This window comes from Psychrobacillus antarcticus (assembly GCF_029533155.1).
Classification (GTDB): Bacteria; Bacillota; Bacilli; order Bacillales_A; family Planococcaceae; genus Psychrobacillus; species Psychrobacillus antarcticus.
The window spans coordinates 1-17,842 of the sequence record NZ_JAIZDB010000050.1 but is presented as its reverse complement, the minus strand read 5'-3'; the positions used below and the strand labels follow the sequence as shown (position 1 = coordinate 17,842).

The window sequence follows — 17,842 nt, the reverse complement described above, 5'->3', positions numbered from 1 at the left end:
GATGAATTTCAACATATAACACTAACTTTTCCTCCAAGTCTCCTGCCTCCAGTAAACGAATAATACTAGTTTACTAGATGGGCTGTTAGAATGGCGAAAGTGTTCACGGCATCTCAGCGAAAACTGTCTATTTTAGTATAGCGGTTACATATGTAAGGCTGAAAGGGACTCATATCAAAGAAAATCCACTTTCTACATTCTACGTTATAGCATAATATCTCTAATTCATCAGACTGTTTTTCCCTATATTAACTTTGATTACTATTATCGTCTGAGCGAGAGGCTATGCTAAATCTTTAAGTACAGTACTACTCACTTAATTGGTTGAAGTGAAGGGTGGCGACTTCTGCGGGATGAGTGAGACAGATGAGATATTACAGCGACGCGTGTGCTGTGGTGATAGCTCATCGCTCACCCCGCGAAGGCCAACAGGATGTTGGTCACGAAGGCGTTGAGGCCCACAGGAGGTGGGTTATGCAATCGTTGTCGCAGGACGCGGCGAACTTAGATCGCCTTCCTTTTGAGACGTGGCGTTCCTAGCCTTTCTACTCCACTGAAACGCAAATCAGTAGTATCAATCATTCTTAAAAGCCCTAAAAAACTGGTGTTCATGCTGTATTTTTATATACTTTCTTACTCTTTTAAGAAAAACCGGACAAAAAAACGCCCGGTCCTCTAGGATCTAAACCTGTTTCTACTGTTTTCGAAGGGTTTTGTACAGATTTATTGCTATATAATTACCGTTTTATTTTTTAAAGATGCTGGTCGTGACTGAAGTCACGACCAGCATCTTTTTTTCTCGGTAATCTTATAGCTATTAACTGTACGTCTCCCTTCTACAACTTTTAGAAACGGGTTAGTTCATTTTTTGGGTAACTAGAGAAAAGATATTATCCTATCCAAACATTAAGCTCTCGAAAATACAATTTCGTTCGCTTCTGCGCTTTTTTATTTAGTAACTACTTACTATTTCTTTTTATTTCCACTAGTAAAAAAGGAAATCTACTATCTCTATCCTTCATTACACAATTTCATTCCTACATTCAACAGACGGTTTAATCCTCACATTACCTCGACTACTCTCCTTAAGCGAGAGTCTATGCAATATCCCATAGGTTATACTACTCATTTAATTGATTGGAGTGAAAATGGCGACTCCTGTGGGAACAGTATGAGCTGAAAGCCCCGCAGGAAAGACGTTGAGGCCCACAGGAGGTGGGTTATGCAATCGTTGCCTCAGGACGCGGCGAACTTAGATCGCCTTCCTTTTGAGACGTGGCGTTCCTAGCCTTTCTACTCCACTGAAACGCAAATCAGTAGTATCAATCATTCTTAAAAGCCCTAAAAAACTGGTGTTCATGCTGTATTTTTATATACTTTCTTATCTTTAAAAAAAGAGAGGCAGATGCCCCTCTTTTTTGAACTGTATTATAAGAAGATAAAGTAACAAAGGAAAGTAACCCATAAGCCATACATAATTGGATGTATTTCTTTAATCCGTCCTGCAACAATCATAGTAATTGGGTAGAACAAGAATCCGATTGCGATACCAGTTGCGATTGAATACGTAAGTGGCATTGCGATAATTACGAAGAAAGCAGGTACTGCAACTTCGAATTTTTTCCATTCTATATTTCCTAAAGCAGATACCATTAATACCCCAACTATTATTAACGCCGGCGAAGTAACATAGGAAGTAACGACACTTAATATCGGATAGAAGAATAATGCCAATAACATCAGTACTCCTGTTACTACTGCTGCAAAACCTGAACGTGCACCGGCTGCAACTCCTGCAGTCGATTCTACATAACTAGTTGTAGTTGAAGTTCCTGCGATCGCACCAGCTGTTGTAGCTATTGCATCTGCTAGTAGCGCTTTACCCGCACGTGGTAATTTGTCACCCTTCATCAATCCCGCTTGGTTTGCTACAGATATTAATGTTCCGGCTGTATCAAAGAAGTTTACAAATAAGAATGTAAGTACTACAACTAAAAATTGAGTTGTTAATAAAGATGATGGATCATTAAAAATCGGATCAAGTGCAGCTCCAAACGTTGGGCTAATATCTGGAATACTACTCACGACTCCGGATGGTAGTGGCACTAGGCTGAAAATCATACCGACAATTGCGGTAATTAGCATACCATAGAAAATTCCACCTTTAACGCCTTTCACCATCATAATCACTGTTATTACAAGTCCAAAAACAGTTAACAAAATATTTGGATCCGTTAAGTCTCCTAGACCAACGATTACAGAAGGATCACTCACAATAATTTTAGAATTTTGCAGACCTACGAAGGTTATGAACAATCCAATTCCAGCACCTACCGCATATTTTAGCTCGGTTGGAATTGCATTTATGATCGTTTCACGAATACCAGTTAATGAAAGAAGAATAAAGATAATACCTGCCACAAAAACTCCGGTTAAAGCAATTTGCCATGATATTCCAAAATCCAATACAACTGTAAAAGCAAAAAATGCATTTAATCCCATCCCTGGTGCTAGTGCAATTGGGTATTTTGCTAAAACTCCCATTAAGATAGAACCGATACCTGCTGCTAAGGCAGTTGCTGTAAATACTGCCCCTTTATCCATATGCATAGAATTAGGTAATCCTTCTACTCCTTCAAGTGATAATATCATCGGATTGACTACGAGGATGTACGCCATCGCTAAGAATGTTGTTAAACCTCCAATGATTTCACTACGGTAATTAGTGCCTAATTCTTCAAACTGAAAATACTTTTTCATAGTTTCCTCCATTTATTGTCTGCATAACAGAAAAAAAGCATACGACTAGTGAAACAGTCGTATGCTTTAGTATCTCAAAAAAGGGAAGAATTATCCTTCTTCCTCTTAATCGTAGTCGAATCATTTACGGCGATTCGGTAGAGACTTTTGGGCCATATTCCCAATGTTATACGACGACATAATTAAATTATGTATGTAATATACCATCATTATTTTAGAAAATCAATACTAAATCCGAACATTGTTTTAGATTTATAGATAATAGTTCGTTTTTATTCATATTTTCTTCATAATATTAGTTAATCTATATCGCTTTATCTTATTCCCACTCATCTGTGGCTGATTACAGCGTTAAGATATATCTTTCTTTTATTTATCTGTTTGTTTTTGCTTCTTTTTCAAATACTCCGCACGTATTTTTTCAATTTGCTGCTTTTTATCAAATTTGGCTGGCTTGTTTTTTTCATGATACTTTGTCACAGCTACCTGACCTTTCGTATCCAATGAATATTTCCCCACTTTGTTCACCTTCTTTTCTTTTCTTTAAAGAATCTATTCAACAAATATAATATACCTTATTTTCTGAAATTAACCTTATTGGAATACTACTAACCTTGCATATCTCGTTAAAAACATTAAAAACTTAATAAAATAATTCTTCGCTATTTTTGACTAAAATTAAAAAGACTCCCTTATAATTATTTGTCATAAATAACGATAAGAGAGTCTTATTTTTAATATATGAATAGTTGTATGTTAGACAATGATATGACCGCGTTTATAATCTATTCCGATTATGTTATTTCTGAGTCCTATTCCCACTCAATAGTTGCTGGTGGCTTACTCGTAATATCATACACTACGCGGTTGATGTGAGGTACTTCGTTTACAAGACGTACACTTACTTTTTCTAGAACGTCCCAAGGGATACGTGCCCAGTCAGAAGTCATTCCGTCGATAGAAGTTACTGCACGGATACCGATTGCGTAATCGTACGTACGTGTTTTTATACTATTTATTATTAAATTAAAAATCCATTATTCGTTGTCTTTTCTTATTTAAATAGTAGCACGTTTTCCTACCATAAACAATATGACAGACATTTATTTTTTAGTATTCTGATACTATACTTACTTAAAATAATTCTTATACAGTTCATAGTCCGAAGTGTATAAGGATCATACAATTAAGTTTAGCAGTCCTTAACGCTAATTTGGAAATCTCTTGCTGACAACCATACGTTATATTTGAACTGTTTTATTGTTAGGGTGTAGTTTTCGTTTCCATTGGGTAACATAAGTTGGTTATTCTTCGTACTCGTCAATGATTTCAATGTTCTGTTATAACTAAATGAATTTAATCTTTCTTGTTTATCAGTATATTAAACTCAGTAATATCACCTAATTCAATTTCATCAAAATTTTCAATTGACCACCACTCTATACCGTTATCGTAAAGTAACATTACGTACATATGATATTTCTTGTAAAAGTCTGATAAAGTAATTCGATTACCACCATGGATTCGACGATAATCCGCATGAGATAATGAGTTGCGAATATTTCTAAATTCATTACCAAAATCTTTTGGGCACGGGGTTTCGTAATAACTACGGCTATTTGCCCAGGAAGGGGCATACCCATTATCAATAGAAATCAGCCAATTTCTTAATATCTTATCTACTTCTGCAACAATTAAAATATCTACTTCATCTCCAGGAATATCTCTTGTATCTTTTCGTTCACGCTTTACACAGCTAACAAAATATTCATATAGATGCTGAACAAATAATGAGTATGCATTGTATCGTAAAAGACTTTGTTTTATCTTTGGATTATCTAATTCTTCAGTAGATTGAGGACCATACACTATAAAACTGTTAAAAGCTAAGGTACACCTAAAAAATTCATGGACTGTTACTTTAACAACTTTTTTATCTATCTCATCACCAGTAATAAATTTAATAATAATCACTCTTTCTCTAAACTAGTAAGAATTAGAAACACATTATCTTCAATAAATAATACAATCATAGTATATTAAGTTTTAGTGATTTACAAAAGCCATCAAATCCTGGATAGATTGTTTCATGTGTAATATTCATTTGCTTTAGCTTATGCCAATATTCGTTGATATTCTCTGATTTGATAACAAATTTTAATGCGACTAGCTTATCATTTAATTCTCCATTTTTAATTCCATATTGGAAAAGTATTTCATAAATAGTTTTGTTAATAACACTCGGGACCAAAAATAGCCCTTGTTGTTTCCTAATTCTCTCATTCTTTTGAATTGGATCAAAACTAAATACAAAATCGCTAGTATGATTTAATTTCCCCCAAAAGATAGAATTTTTTCTGTGTGTATAATTTATTCCAAGTTGTTTTTTGTTATAACTTTCTAGTTCCTTAACATTCAATGAATATATAGCAAAATCTTTAGTAGCACCGTCTAATGCAAAAAATGTTGCTATATAAGGAGAATACGTCCAATCTATTAGTCTAGTAGGTGCACCATAGTGCTGCATAATTGAAAAGTGGTCAAGTTTATATCTTAAAAAGCTACTTGCTTCCTCTTCCTCTGGTTCCCTCACTTTCATATCTGAGTATAGATGTGAACTGCTTTGGAATTCTTTATACATCTTATTTTCAATATGTTTACATTGTTCATTATCTGATACTCCATTAAAACTTAATATCTCTCTATATAAAGAATTTTGAAGATCCCATTCCGAATTACTCTGCCCTCTAAATATCCAATTGGTTAAATCTAGTTCATCGATAATATTATTAAATTCTGACCAACTTTGTATATCAACTTCTCTCCACATAACCCTTCTCCTTCCATCCCTTATTTCCAGTCGCTATTGTAACCTATTAACAATATTTGCACACTTTCATCTCTTTTGAACCTCATCGAATTATTTGTTTAGTTAGAAACTATTAAAATATTTTCACGCAGTCCTCAATTAGATCCCTTCTTAAAGTTAAGTTCCAAGCCCTAACTCTGCTATGCCATCGTTTATGTTTTAAGAATTTCTCCCATGATAGTTGGTAAATCGCATTTAAGGATACATCTTTATTAAATTGAACAATAATAACATATTCAAATTTTTGAACCTCCAATAAATCACTATTAGGTTCATACAAACCGTAAAATACACCTGTACCTTTTGTAGTTGTTGATTTAATTGCATATCTATCTCCATTTATACTTATGGCATCTATATTTTGAGTGCCTGTTGGTGCTGCTTGGAGTTTTGGTAGCTTTGGATTTTCTTTATAATATTTAATAGCAAAATACTCTCCAAGTTCACCTATCACATTCTTGGTTCTTATCATGCCTCTTCCCTTTAATTCATCCATCCAGTATCCATATACACTCACTAAACTAGTGTCATCCATTATTTTTAACTTTTCTACGATTTCATCTTTCATTTGTCTCTCGCCTTTCTGCATACTAATCTGGTTTAATATAACGTTTATAAGGAAGCCTAGGCACTATTATATGACATATTTTCACTGTCCAATATCCTTTTCAAATAAATAGTATGTTGGATAGACTATCAATCCTTTACCCCAACATAATAAAAGACTTCCATAAGGAAGCCTAATTATAAATTGTCGGTGCTTGTGATTCTATTGTTGGTTCCATGAAACTATCTAAAAACTCTTCTGTTATCCCTCTTATTTTTCTTCGCTGACATAATGAATATAATTCTTCAACTGCTGAATAAGGAAAAAACTTCGTATTTAACACTTCAAATTGTGGCTTATTGGCTTCTTTAAAAACTTTCTTTCTATCTTCATCGGGTGCAACAATTACATAGCGTGTTTGGCTATACGCCGGTATATGGTCATATAAGTTTTTCATTCTAGTTAGTCCACTTGTAACACCAGTACTATGTTCAACTTCCATCACAGCAGGCATAAGTTTTCCGTTTTTAAACCAAATACAATCAATTAACAAAGCAGACTTTACAGCACCATCATGAGGATATATTAACTTTTCCTGTTGTAAGGAATCTACTACACCTGGCATTTCTGCTATTCGTTGGTTATTGTATATAATACCTTTATCATTTTGTGCTATCCAAGTTCTAAAACCTAATTGCTGTCCAATCATAATTAAAGCAATTTGTATCTGAGAATGTCGCCGCTTAATATCTATATCCAACTTAGATGAATCTTCATCATTAGGAATAACCAAGGAATCGTAGTAAATTTCTTTAGCCGGAATTTCAGAAATAGTTATAGAGGTTTTTATTTCCTCCATTATTCCTAAGCTATGTGGTTTTGCGGGTAACCACATAAGATGCTTATGACCACGACTAACTTTATGTTCATGAGAACTATCGATTCTGCCTGGATAACAATAAAAAAATTGAGGTGTATGTGCCATTAGGGATTCTAGTGCAGACCTTGTATTATAACTTGCACCGAGAACTCTATCAAAATTGATTGGTTGGTTTGGTAAAATGGCATTCGCAACTCTTTGAATCATTTGAGTAGAAATTGAAGTTTCTGTTGAGTTGGAAGAAGACCCTCCATTAGCCGGGTTATACCGCTTAATAACAATAGGACCCTCTGGTAAACTAACATCCACAATTTCAATCATATTTCTTGTGACTGGATTTATATAATTGTATGTTCTATTCCTCGGTAATTGTGCTATTGAAGACACTATGTTTGCTGTTGTAATCTGAATCATGGTTTCCCTCCAAAAATTCTAGAATAGTTTTAGCAATACCCAATGAAGCTAAATAGGGTACCCCGTTACCAATAGTCTTAAAAGCATTTGATAATGTAATATCTTTTGGAAGTTCAAATTCTTTAGGCATTGACTGTATTGCAAGTGCTTCTGCAACTGATAATCTCCGTGCTTTATATGGATGTAGATGAACTTCGTTATTACCGTATGCAGCAGTTGGCGAATATCTCCATCTATGAAGACGTTTATAAGATTTTTTTGAATCATCACCCTCCTCAATTACCTTGAACCTTGGAAGTCCAGCACGAGGTTGAAAGTATTGGTCAGAGTTTGGATGATTCATAACATCATTCTTATTAAACCAATGTTCCACAGTAAGTTCTTGTGGAATACCATCTGGGCAAATAGTTGGTGAATCTTCCTTAAATTCATTCGTACTTGGAAATGGGATACTTACTATTTCATCCATTGAATACTTTATGTGTCTATCCCAAGGAAAGAGTTCTAAAGGAATAGTATTGATATTCGGTTCAAATTTATATCCTATTCCATTTAATAGATCCCTTTGAAAGCCTATAAGAATAATTCTTTCTCTTTGTTGTGGAACACCATATTCTAGAGAGTTAACTAATCTTTCCGTGGTTACATATCCATTCGAATGTAGTTTCTCTTTCATTTCGTCATAGAATGCACGATGTTTCTTAGTTCTCCAAAGCCCCTTAACATTTTCAAATAAAAAGAAAGAAGGTCTTTCTTTACATATCAAATCAATGTAAGTTGCAGTTAATTTACCGTTATCTCCCTCTCTACCTCTGTTCTTACCACCTACAGAAAAATCAGGGCAAGGCGGACCACCTATGAAACCAACGACATTATTATTTAGTTTTTGTTCCTTTACTGCTTTGTTTAGATTTTCTATATTGTTTGATTCTAAAAGTTCTGTAATATCTCCATTATGATAACCATATAAAGGTAATTCTAATTTTAAAATTTCCCTAGAGTATTTATATGAATCTAAGAATGGTTTGTGTATTTCATTTACATACACTATATCGAATCCGCCTAATTCAAACCCTAGGTCTAGAAATCCATTCCCCGAGAAAAAAGAAAATATTTGATGTTTCATTATTACTTGACTTCCTCTCTGCTTGTTTAATAATTACAACTCCGAAAATATGTTTTAATTTTATCGTAATTTAATACAATTGTATCACATAGGTACTTTGGAAATAAGCTTGAGTATAACTGTCGACTCTTTTGCTTGTTCCCCCAAATATCTCTTTAGTGGATAAATCATGACTGATATATGTCTTTGCGTATTTCATGAAAGCATGGAAGAGGCAAAGAAAATATAGTTTCTTATTATATTTTTATTCCCTGGTGATGATATTCTCCAAAATGAATACCGCTATCAAGTCCAAATTGGAGATTTAATCAGAATAGAACCACCAAAGTTCTGAAAAAATACCGAAAAAATTTTTATTAAGGTAATGGTTGCTAAGAAATAGCAAAAACCTCATCCACCCCCTTCTCCTAGAGGGATTTTAAGAAAGGTTCACAGGTAATTACTCAACTAGTGTAGTTTAGAAGCCTCTCACAAGCCCGTAGCAACGGCAATTTCGAAGTTTTTACTTAGTTCTCCTAGTGAATTTCCTTTATACTAGTAATGAGGTGAATACAAATGGAAAAAGAAGAGGGTAAAGTTACTGAACAGGATATTATTGATATGTTAACTAAAATGAATAATAAATTGGAAGGTTTTATGGTTAATACAGGAAATTTACATGATAATATGATTGAAGATTTTGACAAAATGGATAAGGATTTTGATAGATTAGACAAGAGGTTTGATTCTTTAGATGGTTGATTTGACCGCATAGATAAACAACTAGAGGATCTATCTGAAAAGATTAGAGAATACAACGAAAGAAGGAAGAAGATACTTGTACCATGGAAAAAGGAAAAAGAGGGGTACTTTTATAGAAAATAGAGACTTTAGAGTGGGACAAAATGAAATACCAAAAAAGGAAGTACCGATGTTGTCAACCGGAATACCAAGCACGTTAGAAAATTGGGTAAACTTATGTATATTTACTTTTGGTATTGATAGCAAGCCTACAGTATTCATGAAAGAAAAGATGGATAAACAAGGTAAAGATGAATATGTAATAGCCGATGAAATGCAACTTCTAGAATTGTTAAGTAGAATTTTTACAGATGATGCAAATATGATCTCCAGTGAGTTAGCTAGGCGAGAAAGATTTCAGAAAAAGTTACAGAAGAAGGAACAGGAGGAACGGGAGGAACGGGACGAACTGGATAACATGTTGGACTTCCAGTAAAGGAGTGGGTAGTAAGGAAATCAAACAACTAAAAGGAGATTATTATGTACTGGAACTATAGAGTTATACAGCTTAATAATAAGCAAAACGAACCTTACTTTGAGGTACATGAGGTTTATTATGATGAAAACGATGTCCCTAATAATTGGGCTGAAAGCCACAATGTACTTGTTGGGGACACACAAGATGAACTAAAGGAAACTTATGAATATATAGCTAAAGCATTTGAAATGCCTGTATTGAAGGTAGTTGAAAATAATAAATTAGTAGAAGTTACTGAATAACGAACTTCCAGTAGCTACAAGAAAAAGTTTGAAAAATGGTGCTTATATTTTTTATACACCAGTCGAGGAGTACAGGAACACCCTCTCCCCATGCTATACCCTTCCCACTATATAAATACATACCAATTCCAATAGAATAATTAAAAACATGATCCGTGCTTACTTACCTTGTTTAGTTGTTGTTTCTTCTTTCTTCTTCTTCTTCTTCTTCTTCTGCTGTTGGTTGCCGTTCTATCTCCTCGCCTCTATTCGCCTTACTTACTCTATGTGTTCACTCGTGACGTTCAGAGGCGAGTTATATCGTTTTCTCGTTCACCCATCTTCTTTACATCAATTTATATGGAGGTATGGACGTTCTGAGAGTGGGTGATAGAACGTATTCTTTTGGTACATTATCCTCTCTTTTTTTAATCCCATTCACCTTTTTTGTGGTAGCTAGTGAAAGCTATTTTTGATCCAACCCCTTCTTTCTATTTTGATATGCTACCCACTATAATTATTTGTTCACGTTCGATAACAATGAATCCCTCTATACAAACTAGGTATAAAGGGATTTTGGAATCATATTGATTTTAGTAAAAACCATTGATGCTTCATCTTATACACTTCTGAATAGAGATTCTCGTCACATAAACTTACAGATCCATTTTCATCTTCTAATTCTGGAAGTCGAGAAATTAAATCTAATAATATTTCAATAACCATTTTTATACTCACATTTAAATTGTCCCAAGTGGCTATTGTTTCTCCTACAAAAAAATGTACTAGATTTCTTTGGACTCGTATATTATCAATATTATTTTTATCAAACTCACCGTTTTGAATAATTCCATCGCCACTAAAAAAGTATTCAACCAATTGATAGGATTTCAATTCTTCAATTTTAATTTTTTTACCTTTCGTATTCCTTACAGGTTGATTATCATACGAATAATAATATATTTTCAAGAAGGACTGTAAACATCCCTCTAATACTGCACCTATTGAAATCCAAGATTGTAATAAGAAACCTGTGTCAGATTCTGCATCTAATTTAAACATTTCATAGTTTTTATTTAGCATTCTCGAAAGTGCAATAATTTTATCTATATTTTTTCGATTCATATTTGTTACATTAGGGTTAGAGTTGGATAAAGTAAATACTTGTTCTAAATAACATTTAGTCACTTTTTGAAAAAAATAAACAGTTTTTTCATAGCTTAAATTCTCAAAATCCACTGTTCGTTCATAATAGTAACTCAATCCTACACTCTCCTTCTTTTAACTCACTTATTTTAAATTTACTAACTATCTGAATAAAAGTCAAAAAATAATAACGTCATAATTTAATAGTAGGGAAGCTACTGTTTGTACCTCTTTATTTACCTTTCCAAATGGTATCGCATCTTGATTTCGTAATAATATTACGTCTATAAAGGTACACCAGTAAGGACGGTCAATAAACAGTCAAAATAACGTCTATCTAGGTATCTAAGTAAACCTTGATGAACGCCTATAAAGTAATTGACCTAGATAGACTGTTAGTGTATATTAAGTTTATCGAGTTAATAACAACTAAAGGAAACGAGGAATACAACAATGAAAACTGTTAAACCAATGTACTTATTTTTTGATCATCTATATGAAAGTATTGAACAAATCGGTGAAGAAGTCCTTTCCGACTGGTCACATAAAGAAGTTCCTAGACTAAAATTTTGCGTTATTGATATTAAAGATCAAGACGAAAAAGAACTTAATTCAGAAGGTATTTACATGGCTAATACAATGAATGAAGCTGAACAAGAAATGAACGACTGGAACGAATAATACAACTAATAGAAAAGGTGTTTTAATAATGACAGGAATCAACTTTGCTTATATGCGTGTTTCCTCAAAGGAACAAAACTTAGATAGACAGTATGAAGCTTTAAAAGGCTATGTAACGGACGAGAAATATATTTACAGCGATAAGGCTAGTGGTAAAGATATGGAACGTGAGGGGTTTCAGAACCTTCTTAAAGCAATGCGAACTGGTGACACTCTTTTCATTAAATCAATTGACCGTTTAGGACGTAACAAACAACAAATAAAATTCTATTTAGAACAGTTTAAAACTGACGGTATTAGAGTAAAAATAATTGACTTACCTACTACTATGCAAGACGTTCCAACTGGCCAAGATTGGGTTATAGATATGATTAACAATATTATTATAGAGGTTTATACTTCAATGGCTGAACAGGAACGTGAGAACATTAAACAACGTCAAGCGGAGGGAATCGCTGTTGCTAAAGCTAAAGGAAAGTATTTAGGACGACCAATTATAGAGTTACCTAAAGAGTGGAACAAACTGCACAAGGAATGGAAAAATGGACAAATCACAGCTGTAGCATTTATGAACGCTATTGATATGAAGAAAGCAACTTTCTATAAAAAAGTGAAAGAATATGAGGCTACACTTTAATCAGTGTTAGCCTTTTTTATTGCAAATACTTTTTATTATGTATTGAACAAAGCCAAATATGTACGTTTTGTTTAAGAACAACACCACCATCCTTCTATCAAATCCAAAGAGTATATCGAATTAAGTGTAAATGAGATTGCTAAAATGACAGGTGTTCCACGTTTCATTTTTTACGCTAAAGCTAAAGGGGTTACTAGGTAATGGCTACCATATTGTGCAAAGAATAGTTTTGAGAATGGTTGTGTAAAACTGGTAAACAATTGATATTTGCCCAATATAGCACACCCTTCAAACTCAAGAAAGATAGGGTTCACAAGGGTTCACATCAAAATCTTCATTGTGCATTGATATAAAATAAATACCCCTTAGAAATAAATCTGAGAGGCAGTTAATTTTGTCTCACACTATTCAACCAGTTTCATAAACTCGTTACGGTGACTATCTTTGTATTCCATAAAAACAATGTAGCAATCTTTTCTACTCTTACCATTCACAATGTTTTTAATGGTTGTCCTAGTGACAGGGAATTTCGTTTCTAGCTGAAATGGTTGTAATCCTTCCACCTTGTTTAAGTATAGAATTTTATAAACATCCCTATCAGTTAATTTCACATTATTATAACTCATTTGTATCACTCCACTTCTACTTATACATTTTTTAGGGAAAATCTAAGATACTATGATAAAGTTCTAGAAAAGAACATTAGTGCTTTCTCACCTTGATCTCTACTTATACTTCTTCTTGCCAATTTGTTAACCCTACCATTTATACTTCGCTACGCTTCATATGAGGTCGTACCCTCCCTCAATCTTGTAAACAGTATCTATTTTAAATAGTGTTGCTAATCATATGGATAGGGGCATTTATGTCCCTTGAAATATGTTAGCTGATACTTTTCATTTCTTTTCTATTACTTATCTTTAAGGAAACACACTCACAAACGTTGATATAACGCCGTTTACAGCACCTCTTTGCCACCTATATAATGCAAATCAAAGTTCATTATCAAGATATTTTTCTAGTAGATTCCTCATTCTACTTGACGGTATATATACTTTAATACTTCCACCTTTTCTTATATTACTGCGGAACAGCCATTGCAGTAACTCAGATATAGCGAACAGTTCCTCATCTACTTTTACTCCATTACTATGAAAGAATTGTTTAATAATTGGATTCATATAACGGTTCCCCAAATATATACAAGTAGTCGCATTAGCATACTCATTTGTTGCCCTAGCATTGATAGGCACAAAACGGTTTAGGATTTCTTTACGTTGAAATTTTTTCCTTTGGTCCTTAAAGGTCGTCCATATCATATTATTAGTAGAACAACTCGCCTTATGACGATAAAAGTTATACATATTATCCTTAATCAGCTTCATATAGTACTTATCCTTTAGTGAATTGTTCAAATGGTTTTTACTAAATGAAGTACTCTTTTCTCCCACTTTGTTCATATCGCGTCTATCACGTCTTGATGAATAGAAAATATTGATTAACTGCTTCAACTCTTTTCGTTCCTCTTGGTAATTATTTTTATACGATATTAGATGATAGCCTAGGTGTTCACTATGACCGACGGCTTTAAATTCATATTTTACCTTAAACAAATCGTAATAATAGCATTGAATCTGTCCCTTAAACATGTAAGTCAAAATAAATACCTTTTCAAAACTTTTAAATACTTCGACTGGAAATAGCCAATACATTGCAATGTCTTTGTACAACATCAAATTGCCTGCGTTTGCTAAATTACGAACTGTACTAAAACTACCCATATCGTATTTGTCCTCTTTCCATGTGACAAAGCCTTTTTCATCAACTTCAATAATTGGATTATCTTCATCATTCTTTGCACGTTTTAAAATTTGTATGTCATCTTTAGTAATCTTCACTTCATCAATAACGTTCATAACTTCATCTAAGATTAGAACGTAGTTTTCTGCTGCAATTAGTTGGATCAGTTCTGCATCACACATTTGAAATAATCTATGTGTAGCAGCAATATTATTTCCATTTGCAACTTCCTTTTTAAACGAATCTAACTTTGTGTACTTACCTTGACTTTCTGGTTGTACGAATTGTTTTGAAGTACTATTTAATATCCTTTCTATTTCATCTAAATACGGTGTGATAAAAATGAACTTTGTATTTCTTGGTGCTGAATCAATGTATTGAAAAGCCCAACTCGTTTTACCACTTCCCATAATAGAATCTACTACTGTTATTTCTTTATTTACTGGTTTAATTAACATTCTCATGCCTCCCTAATTATTAACAGTGATTTTAATAAAACCACTATTATACTTAGGTACTTACATTACAAATAGGTTATAGGACATTAAAAATAAAAAAAACATTCAATTCTATTTACAGAAATGAATGTGTTAATGAATCTTAATTATATTATTTAATAAATATTTTCAATTACTTTTGATTCTATTATGATTATTTTATCTTATGATTTCATTTATTAGACCACTTACTACTTTAGGATTCTTTTTTATATCCTCAAGTAGCCATTCCCACTTAGATATCTTTTTCTTATCCTCTTCACAATTTGAATTAAATTTTTTAAGTTGATTAGTTAAAATGTCTTTTATAGGTTCAAAATATTTATGTGAGTTTGTAGTTAAGAATGGATTCACATAATAGTATTCTATTTCTTCATCATAAAGTGCTAATGGATTTGTTGACGATTTTATCCATGGTTGGGTTATATAATAGTAATTCTCCGATGTATTACTATCCCAATCATTAGGAATCATTTCACCTTCTAGAATCCCTCTATCAATCAATATACGTGGATATTTAGCAATATTACATTCTAATTCATATGCCCTTAAAAATGCAGGACCAAAACATATAGATCCTTCATGGTGTAGTTCACCGAATGTAATACCACCTCTCAATAACATACCTTTACTCATATATTTAGCTTGCAGTATTCCCATTCGAGTAATTAACCCCTTCAACGACTCAAAAGATTTAAAACTTAAACTAATCACCAGACTATCAGAGAACATTGTATATTCAAACTTACTTGGATTTTCATATTGTTGTTCACTATTTTTGCCAATTACTTTTTTTATAATTCTTTGAAACTCTTCATGCTTTATCTCAAATTCTTGTTGTTCTTTGATATAAGTTTGTAAATCACTTAAAAATTCTAAAATCATTTTAAACTTTTGATTATCATCCATACTTTCACGAACCAAATTGCTAAAACCAAGTACATCTAAAAATAGTACTAACTTTTTCTCGTAATTAACTTCCTTGTTCATTTAATATTCCCTACTTTCATCTTTCTCTATTCCAAACATCTTAAGATTCAATTTTAACACTTCAAACTCTTTTATAATATTCTTTAAATTCTATATATACAATAAATTTATTGACATCGTTGCTATCGTTTACCACCATGAAGCCAGAATTGAGGACAACGGCTTGGTGCAGAAAATGTTTGCCTTATTCTCTAACTCAATAAAAAATTGATATTAGGAATAAGACAAGACATTTGCATATGTTATTTTATTACATGAATCCGTCATTTGAGGTATCCGTATATGTATGCCCTTGTTTAATGCGTTCTCTCGAACAATACATCTACTACCTACTTCTGCCCCCGATAGTTCTTAAAGTCCTTACAATCAATTAAAATTGCCGCTAATTCATATCCTATTTTTTACGAGGAACTCTGAAACTTCTTTAATGTATGATGTATTCTGCAATAGCCGTAACTATTCAGATCTTCCACTCCTAGCCGTTAATGGTCGCTAACACCATTCAGATACAATAGCAAACAAGGAAGCTATTAGTTGTATCCTAGACTTAATTTATGCAGTGGCTAAGTCATAACCTGACCATTTTTATTTTGATTCGAGTTATTGGGCAACCTCGAAAGAGTAGTCCTAAAAAAGACAATAGGAAATCAGACCTTTGCATTTTATCTATTTTTCAAGTAAAATAAAGGCAATTGAACTCATATAAAGTTGTATTTGTCGTATTGCTAATTGAGTTTGGAGGGTAACGACTGCGAATCGTTACTCTCTTTTTTTATTTCCACGCACTCTTTCCCTGCATATTTTTAATAATAGTTATCACTTACCACAGATTAAAACCTTATTAAATGACATAAGTTTAATAAATCCAATGCGAACTTTTCTGCCTCATCGACCCCTAATGTAATATTTGATAAAATTTCTTGACCACCGTCTTTTCCAATCTCAATATAAATCGAATCATCTTTTTTATCAGACTGCTTTGAATCCCAATATGCCTGTTTTCCATCGGTAAGCTTTATATAGTGACATTCAACACCAATATATAAATTTTTGTTCTGTACATCCTCAAACCTATAATTTCTCAACATTTTCAGTTCTCCTTTAATCTTTCTGCAACTAGATTCTCATTTTTTTATATCTTTAATTTGTTTAATGGTGATTTGATCCTACCCATGTTTAAAATTGTTTCTTGATCTAATCCTCTTAAATAATTTGCTGTTATTTGAGTATCAAAATGACCTAACAACCTACTCAAGCTGTAAACATCTAATCCATTCCTTAATTGTTTCTGTGCAAAGTAATGTCTGCAATCATGTGGTGAACAACGAACCCCCTTCCTTACTCCAACATTATTACAATGTTCTTTTAGAATTTTATTTATCCTTGAACGTGATAACTGTTCTGCACATTGATCTAAAAAATAATTTTCAGCTATATCATCTTTATGCCTATTTTTAAACCGTTCACTTTTCATTGCCTCATATTTCCTCATGTATTTCCGCATAATCTTGCTAATATAAACTAGCCTTTGTTTTGAACCTTTGCCATGAATTAAAATGTGTCGTATGGAAACATCTGAGACTTTTATATTACATAGTTCACTAACCCTAATTCCTGTATCAAAAAGTATAATAAGAATTAGTTTGTCTCTAATATTCGAATACGTTTTGTCCTTAACATCTCCTATAATTCGCTTAACCTCATCATCATTGAAAGTAATGATTACTCGCTTTTCTTCTCTTAGATTTTTAATCTTTCTAATAGGATTTTCAAACTCATCTAAATACTCTTCTGTTACCAAGTATTTAAAAAATACTCTAAGTGTTGCTAAACTACCGTTGATTGTAATATTTTTTTCAACTGCCATATGCTGACATAACTGAATATATTTTTTTATATGAATTGGTTTAACTTCTTCTGCATCTTCAACGTGAAACTCACTCTTCATATAATTGTTCCACCTATTCAAACGGTAAGTGCAAAGGTAAATGTACTCTTCTTTTCTTCCTTCTATTT

The 17,842-nt window shown here is 32.8% G+C and carries 17 protein-coding genes, 1 pseudogene and 1 riboswitch; of the genes and pseudogenes, 5 read left to right on the top strand and 13 right to left on the bottom strand.

Annotated features, from left to right (window positions below):
• Nucleotides 1-1,428: 1,428 nt before the first annotated feature.
• The 8 genes and pseudogenes from LDK52_RS19290 to LDK52_RS19255 all read right to left on the bottom strand — a co-directional run bounded on the left by LDK52_RS19290 (nt 1,429) and on the right by LDK52_RS19255 (nt 8,596).
• Entirely contained in the window at nt 1,429-2,760 is a 1,332-nt protein-coding gene (locus LDK52_RS19290; RefSeq protein WP_277587546.1) for an NCS2 family permease, read from the bottom strand.
• A 92-nt stretch (nt 2,761-2,852) separates the two neighbouring features.
• Nucleotides 2,853-2,954: riboswitch (purine riboswitch) on the bottom strand.
• 175 nt (nt 2,955-3,129) lie between these two features.
• Entirely contained in the window at nt 3,130-3,279 is a 150-nt protein-coding gene (locus LDK52_RS19285) for a hypothetical protein (RefSeq protein WP_277587545.1), read from the bottom strand.
• 293 nt (nt 3,280-3,572) lie between these two features.
• Nucleotides 3,573-3,761: pseudogene (locus LDK52_RS19280) on the bottom strand (GMP synthase (glutamine-hydrolyzing)); the annotation flags it as partial.
• A 355-nt stretch (nt 3,762-4,116) separates the two neighbouring features.
• Nucleotides 4,117-4,734 carry a hypothetical protein gene (locus LDK52_RS19275; RefSeq protein WP_277587544.1) on the bottom strand — a complete coding sequence of 206 codons (618 nt, stop codon included), beginning with the start codon at nt 4,732-4,734 and terminating at the stop codon, nt 4,117-4,119.
• 55 nt (nt 4,735-4,789) lie between these two features.
• Nucleotides 4,790-5,590, bottom strand: a complete 801-nt coding sequence (locus LDK52_RS19270) for an FRG domain-containing protein (RefSeq protein ID WP_277587543.1) — start codon at nt 5,588-5,590, stop codon at nt 4,790-4,792.
• A 112-nt stretch (nt 5,591-5,702) separates the two neighbouring features.
• Complete coding sequence (locus tag LDK52_RS19265) at nt 5,703-6,197, bottom strand: hypothetical protein (protein WP_277587542.1); 495 nt, start codon at nt 6,195-6,197, stop codon at nt 5,703-5,705.
• Between the two features lie 172 nt (nt 6,198-6,369).
• Nucleotides 6,370-7,470 (bottom strand): restriction endonuclease, encoded by a 1,101-nt coding sequence (locus LDK52_RS19260; protein WP_277587541.1) that lies wholly within the window; start codon nt 7,468-7,470, stop codon nt 6,370-6,372.
• Nucleotides 7,412-8,596, bottom strand: a complete 1,185-nt coding sequence (locus LDK52_RS19255; protein WP_277587540.1) for a DNA cytosine methyltransferase — start codon at nt 8,594-8,596, stop codon at nt 7,412-7,414. The genes LDK52_RS19260 and LDK52_RS19255 overlap by 59 nt, the downstream gene beginning before the upstream one ends.
• A 555-nt stretch (nt 8,597-9,151) precedes the next feature.
• Between LDK52_RS19255 and LDK52_RS19250 the strand changes: the two genes are divergently transcribed.
• From LDK52_RS19250 to LDK52_RS19240, 3 genes are all read left to right on the top strand, one after another.
• Nucleotides 9,152-9,337 (top strand): hypothetical protein, encoded by a 186-nt coding sequence (locus tag LDK52_RS19250; RefSeq protein ID WP_277587539.1) that lies wholly within the window; start codon nt 9,152-9,154, stop codon nt 9,335-9,337.
• A 133-nt stretch (nt 9,338-9,470) separates the two neighbouring features.
• Nucleotides 9,471-9,812, top strand: coding sequence for a hypothetical protein (locus tag LDK52_RS19245; protein WP_277587538.1), 342 nt, complete (start codon nt 9,471-9,473; stop codon nt 9,810-9,812).
• 44 nt (nt 9,813-9,856) lie between these two features.
• Entirely contained in the window at nt 9,857-10,096 is a 240-nt protein-coding gene (locus LDK52_RS19240) for a hypothetical protein (protein WP_277587537.1), read from the top strand.
• Between the two features lie 561 nt (nt 10,097-10,657).
• Here the strand turns inward: LDK52_RS19240 and LDK52_RS19235 are convergent.
• On the bottom strand, nt 10,658-11,338 hold the full coding sequence (locus LDK52_RS19235; RefSeq protein WP_277587536.1) for a hypothetical protein: 681 nt from the start codon (nt 11,336-11,338) through the stop codon (nt 10,658-10,660).
• Nucleotides 11,339-11,674: 336 nt separating this feature from the next.
• Between LDK52_RS19235 and LDK52_RS19230 the strand changes: the two genes are divergently transcribed.
• Together LDK52_RS19230 and LDK52_RS19225 are read left to right on the top strand one after the other, a co-directional pair.
• On the top strand, nt 11,675-11,902 hold the full coding sequence (locus LDK52_RS19230) for a hypothetical protein (protein ID WP_277587535.1): 228 nt from the start codon (nt 11,675-11,677) through the stop codon (nt 11,900-11,902).
• Between the two features lie 28 nt (nt 11,903-11,930).
• Complete coding sequence (locus LDK52_RS19225; protein ID WP_277587534.1) at nt 11,931-12,539, top strand: recombinase family protein; 609 nt, start codon at nt 11,931-11,933, stop codon at nt 12,537-12,539.
• 992 nt (nt 12,540-13,531) lie between these two features.
• On the opposite strand, the gene LDK52_RS19220 is transcribed toward LDK52_RS19225, so the two are convergent.
• From LDK52_RS19220 to LDK52_RS19205, 4 genes are all read right to left on the bottom strand, one after another.
• Nucleotides 13,532-14,797: a hypothetical protein gene (locus LDK52_RS19220; protein WP_277587533.1), complete on the bottom strand. Its 1,266-nt coding sequence runs from the start codon at nt 14,795-14,797 to the stop codon at nt 13,532-13,534.
• Between the two features lie 198 nt (nt 14,798-14,995).
• Nucleotides 14,996-15,826: a hypothetical protein gene (locus LDK52_RS19215; protein ID WP_277587532.1), complete on the bottom strand. Its 831-nt coding sequence runs from the start codon at nt 15,824-15,826 to the stop codon at nt 14,996-14,998.
• 830 nt (nt 15,827-16,656) lie between these two features.
• The gene (locus tag LDK52_RS19210) at nt 16,657-16,914 is read right to left on the bottom strand and encodes a hypothetical protein (RefSeq protein ID WP_277587531.1); all 258 of its coding nucleotides are present in this window, start codon (nt 16,912-16,914) and stop codon (nt 16,657-16,659) included.
• Between the two features lie 44 nt (nt 16,915-16,958).
• On the bottom strand, nt 16,959-17,840 hold the full coding sequence (locus tag LDK52_RS19205; RefSeq protein ID WP_277587530.1) for a tyrosine-type recombinase/integrase: 882 nt from the start codon (nt 17,838-17,840) through the stop codon (nt 16,959-16,961).
• Nucleotides 17,841-17,842: the final 2 nt, after the last annotated feature.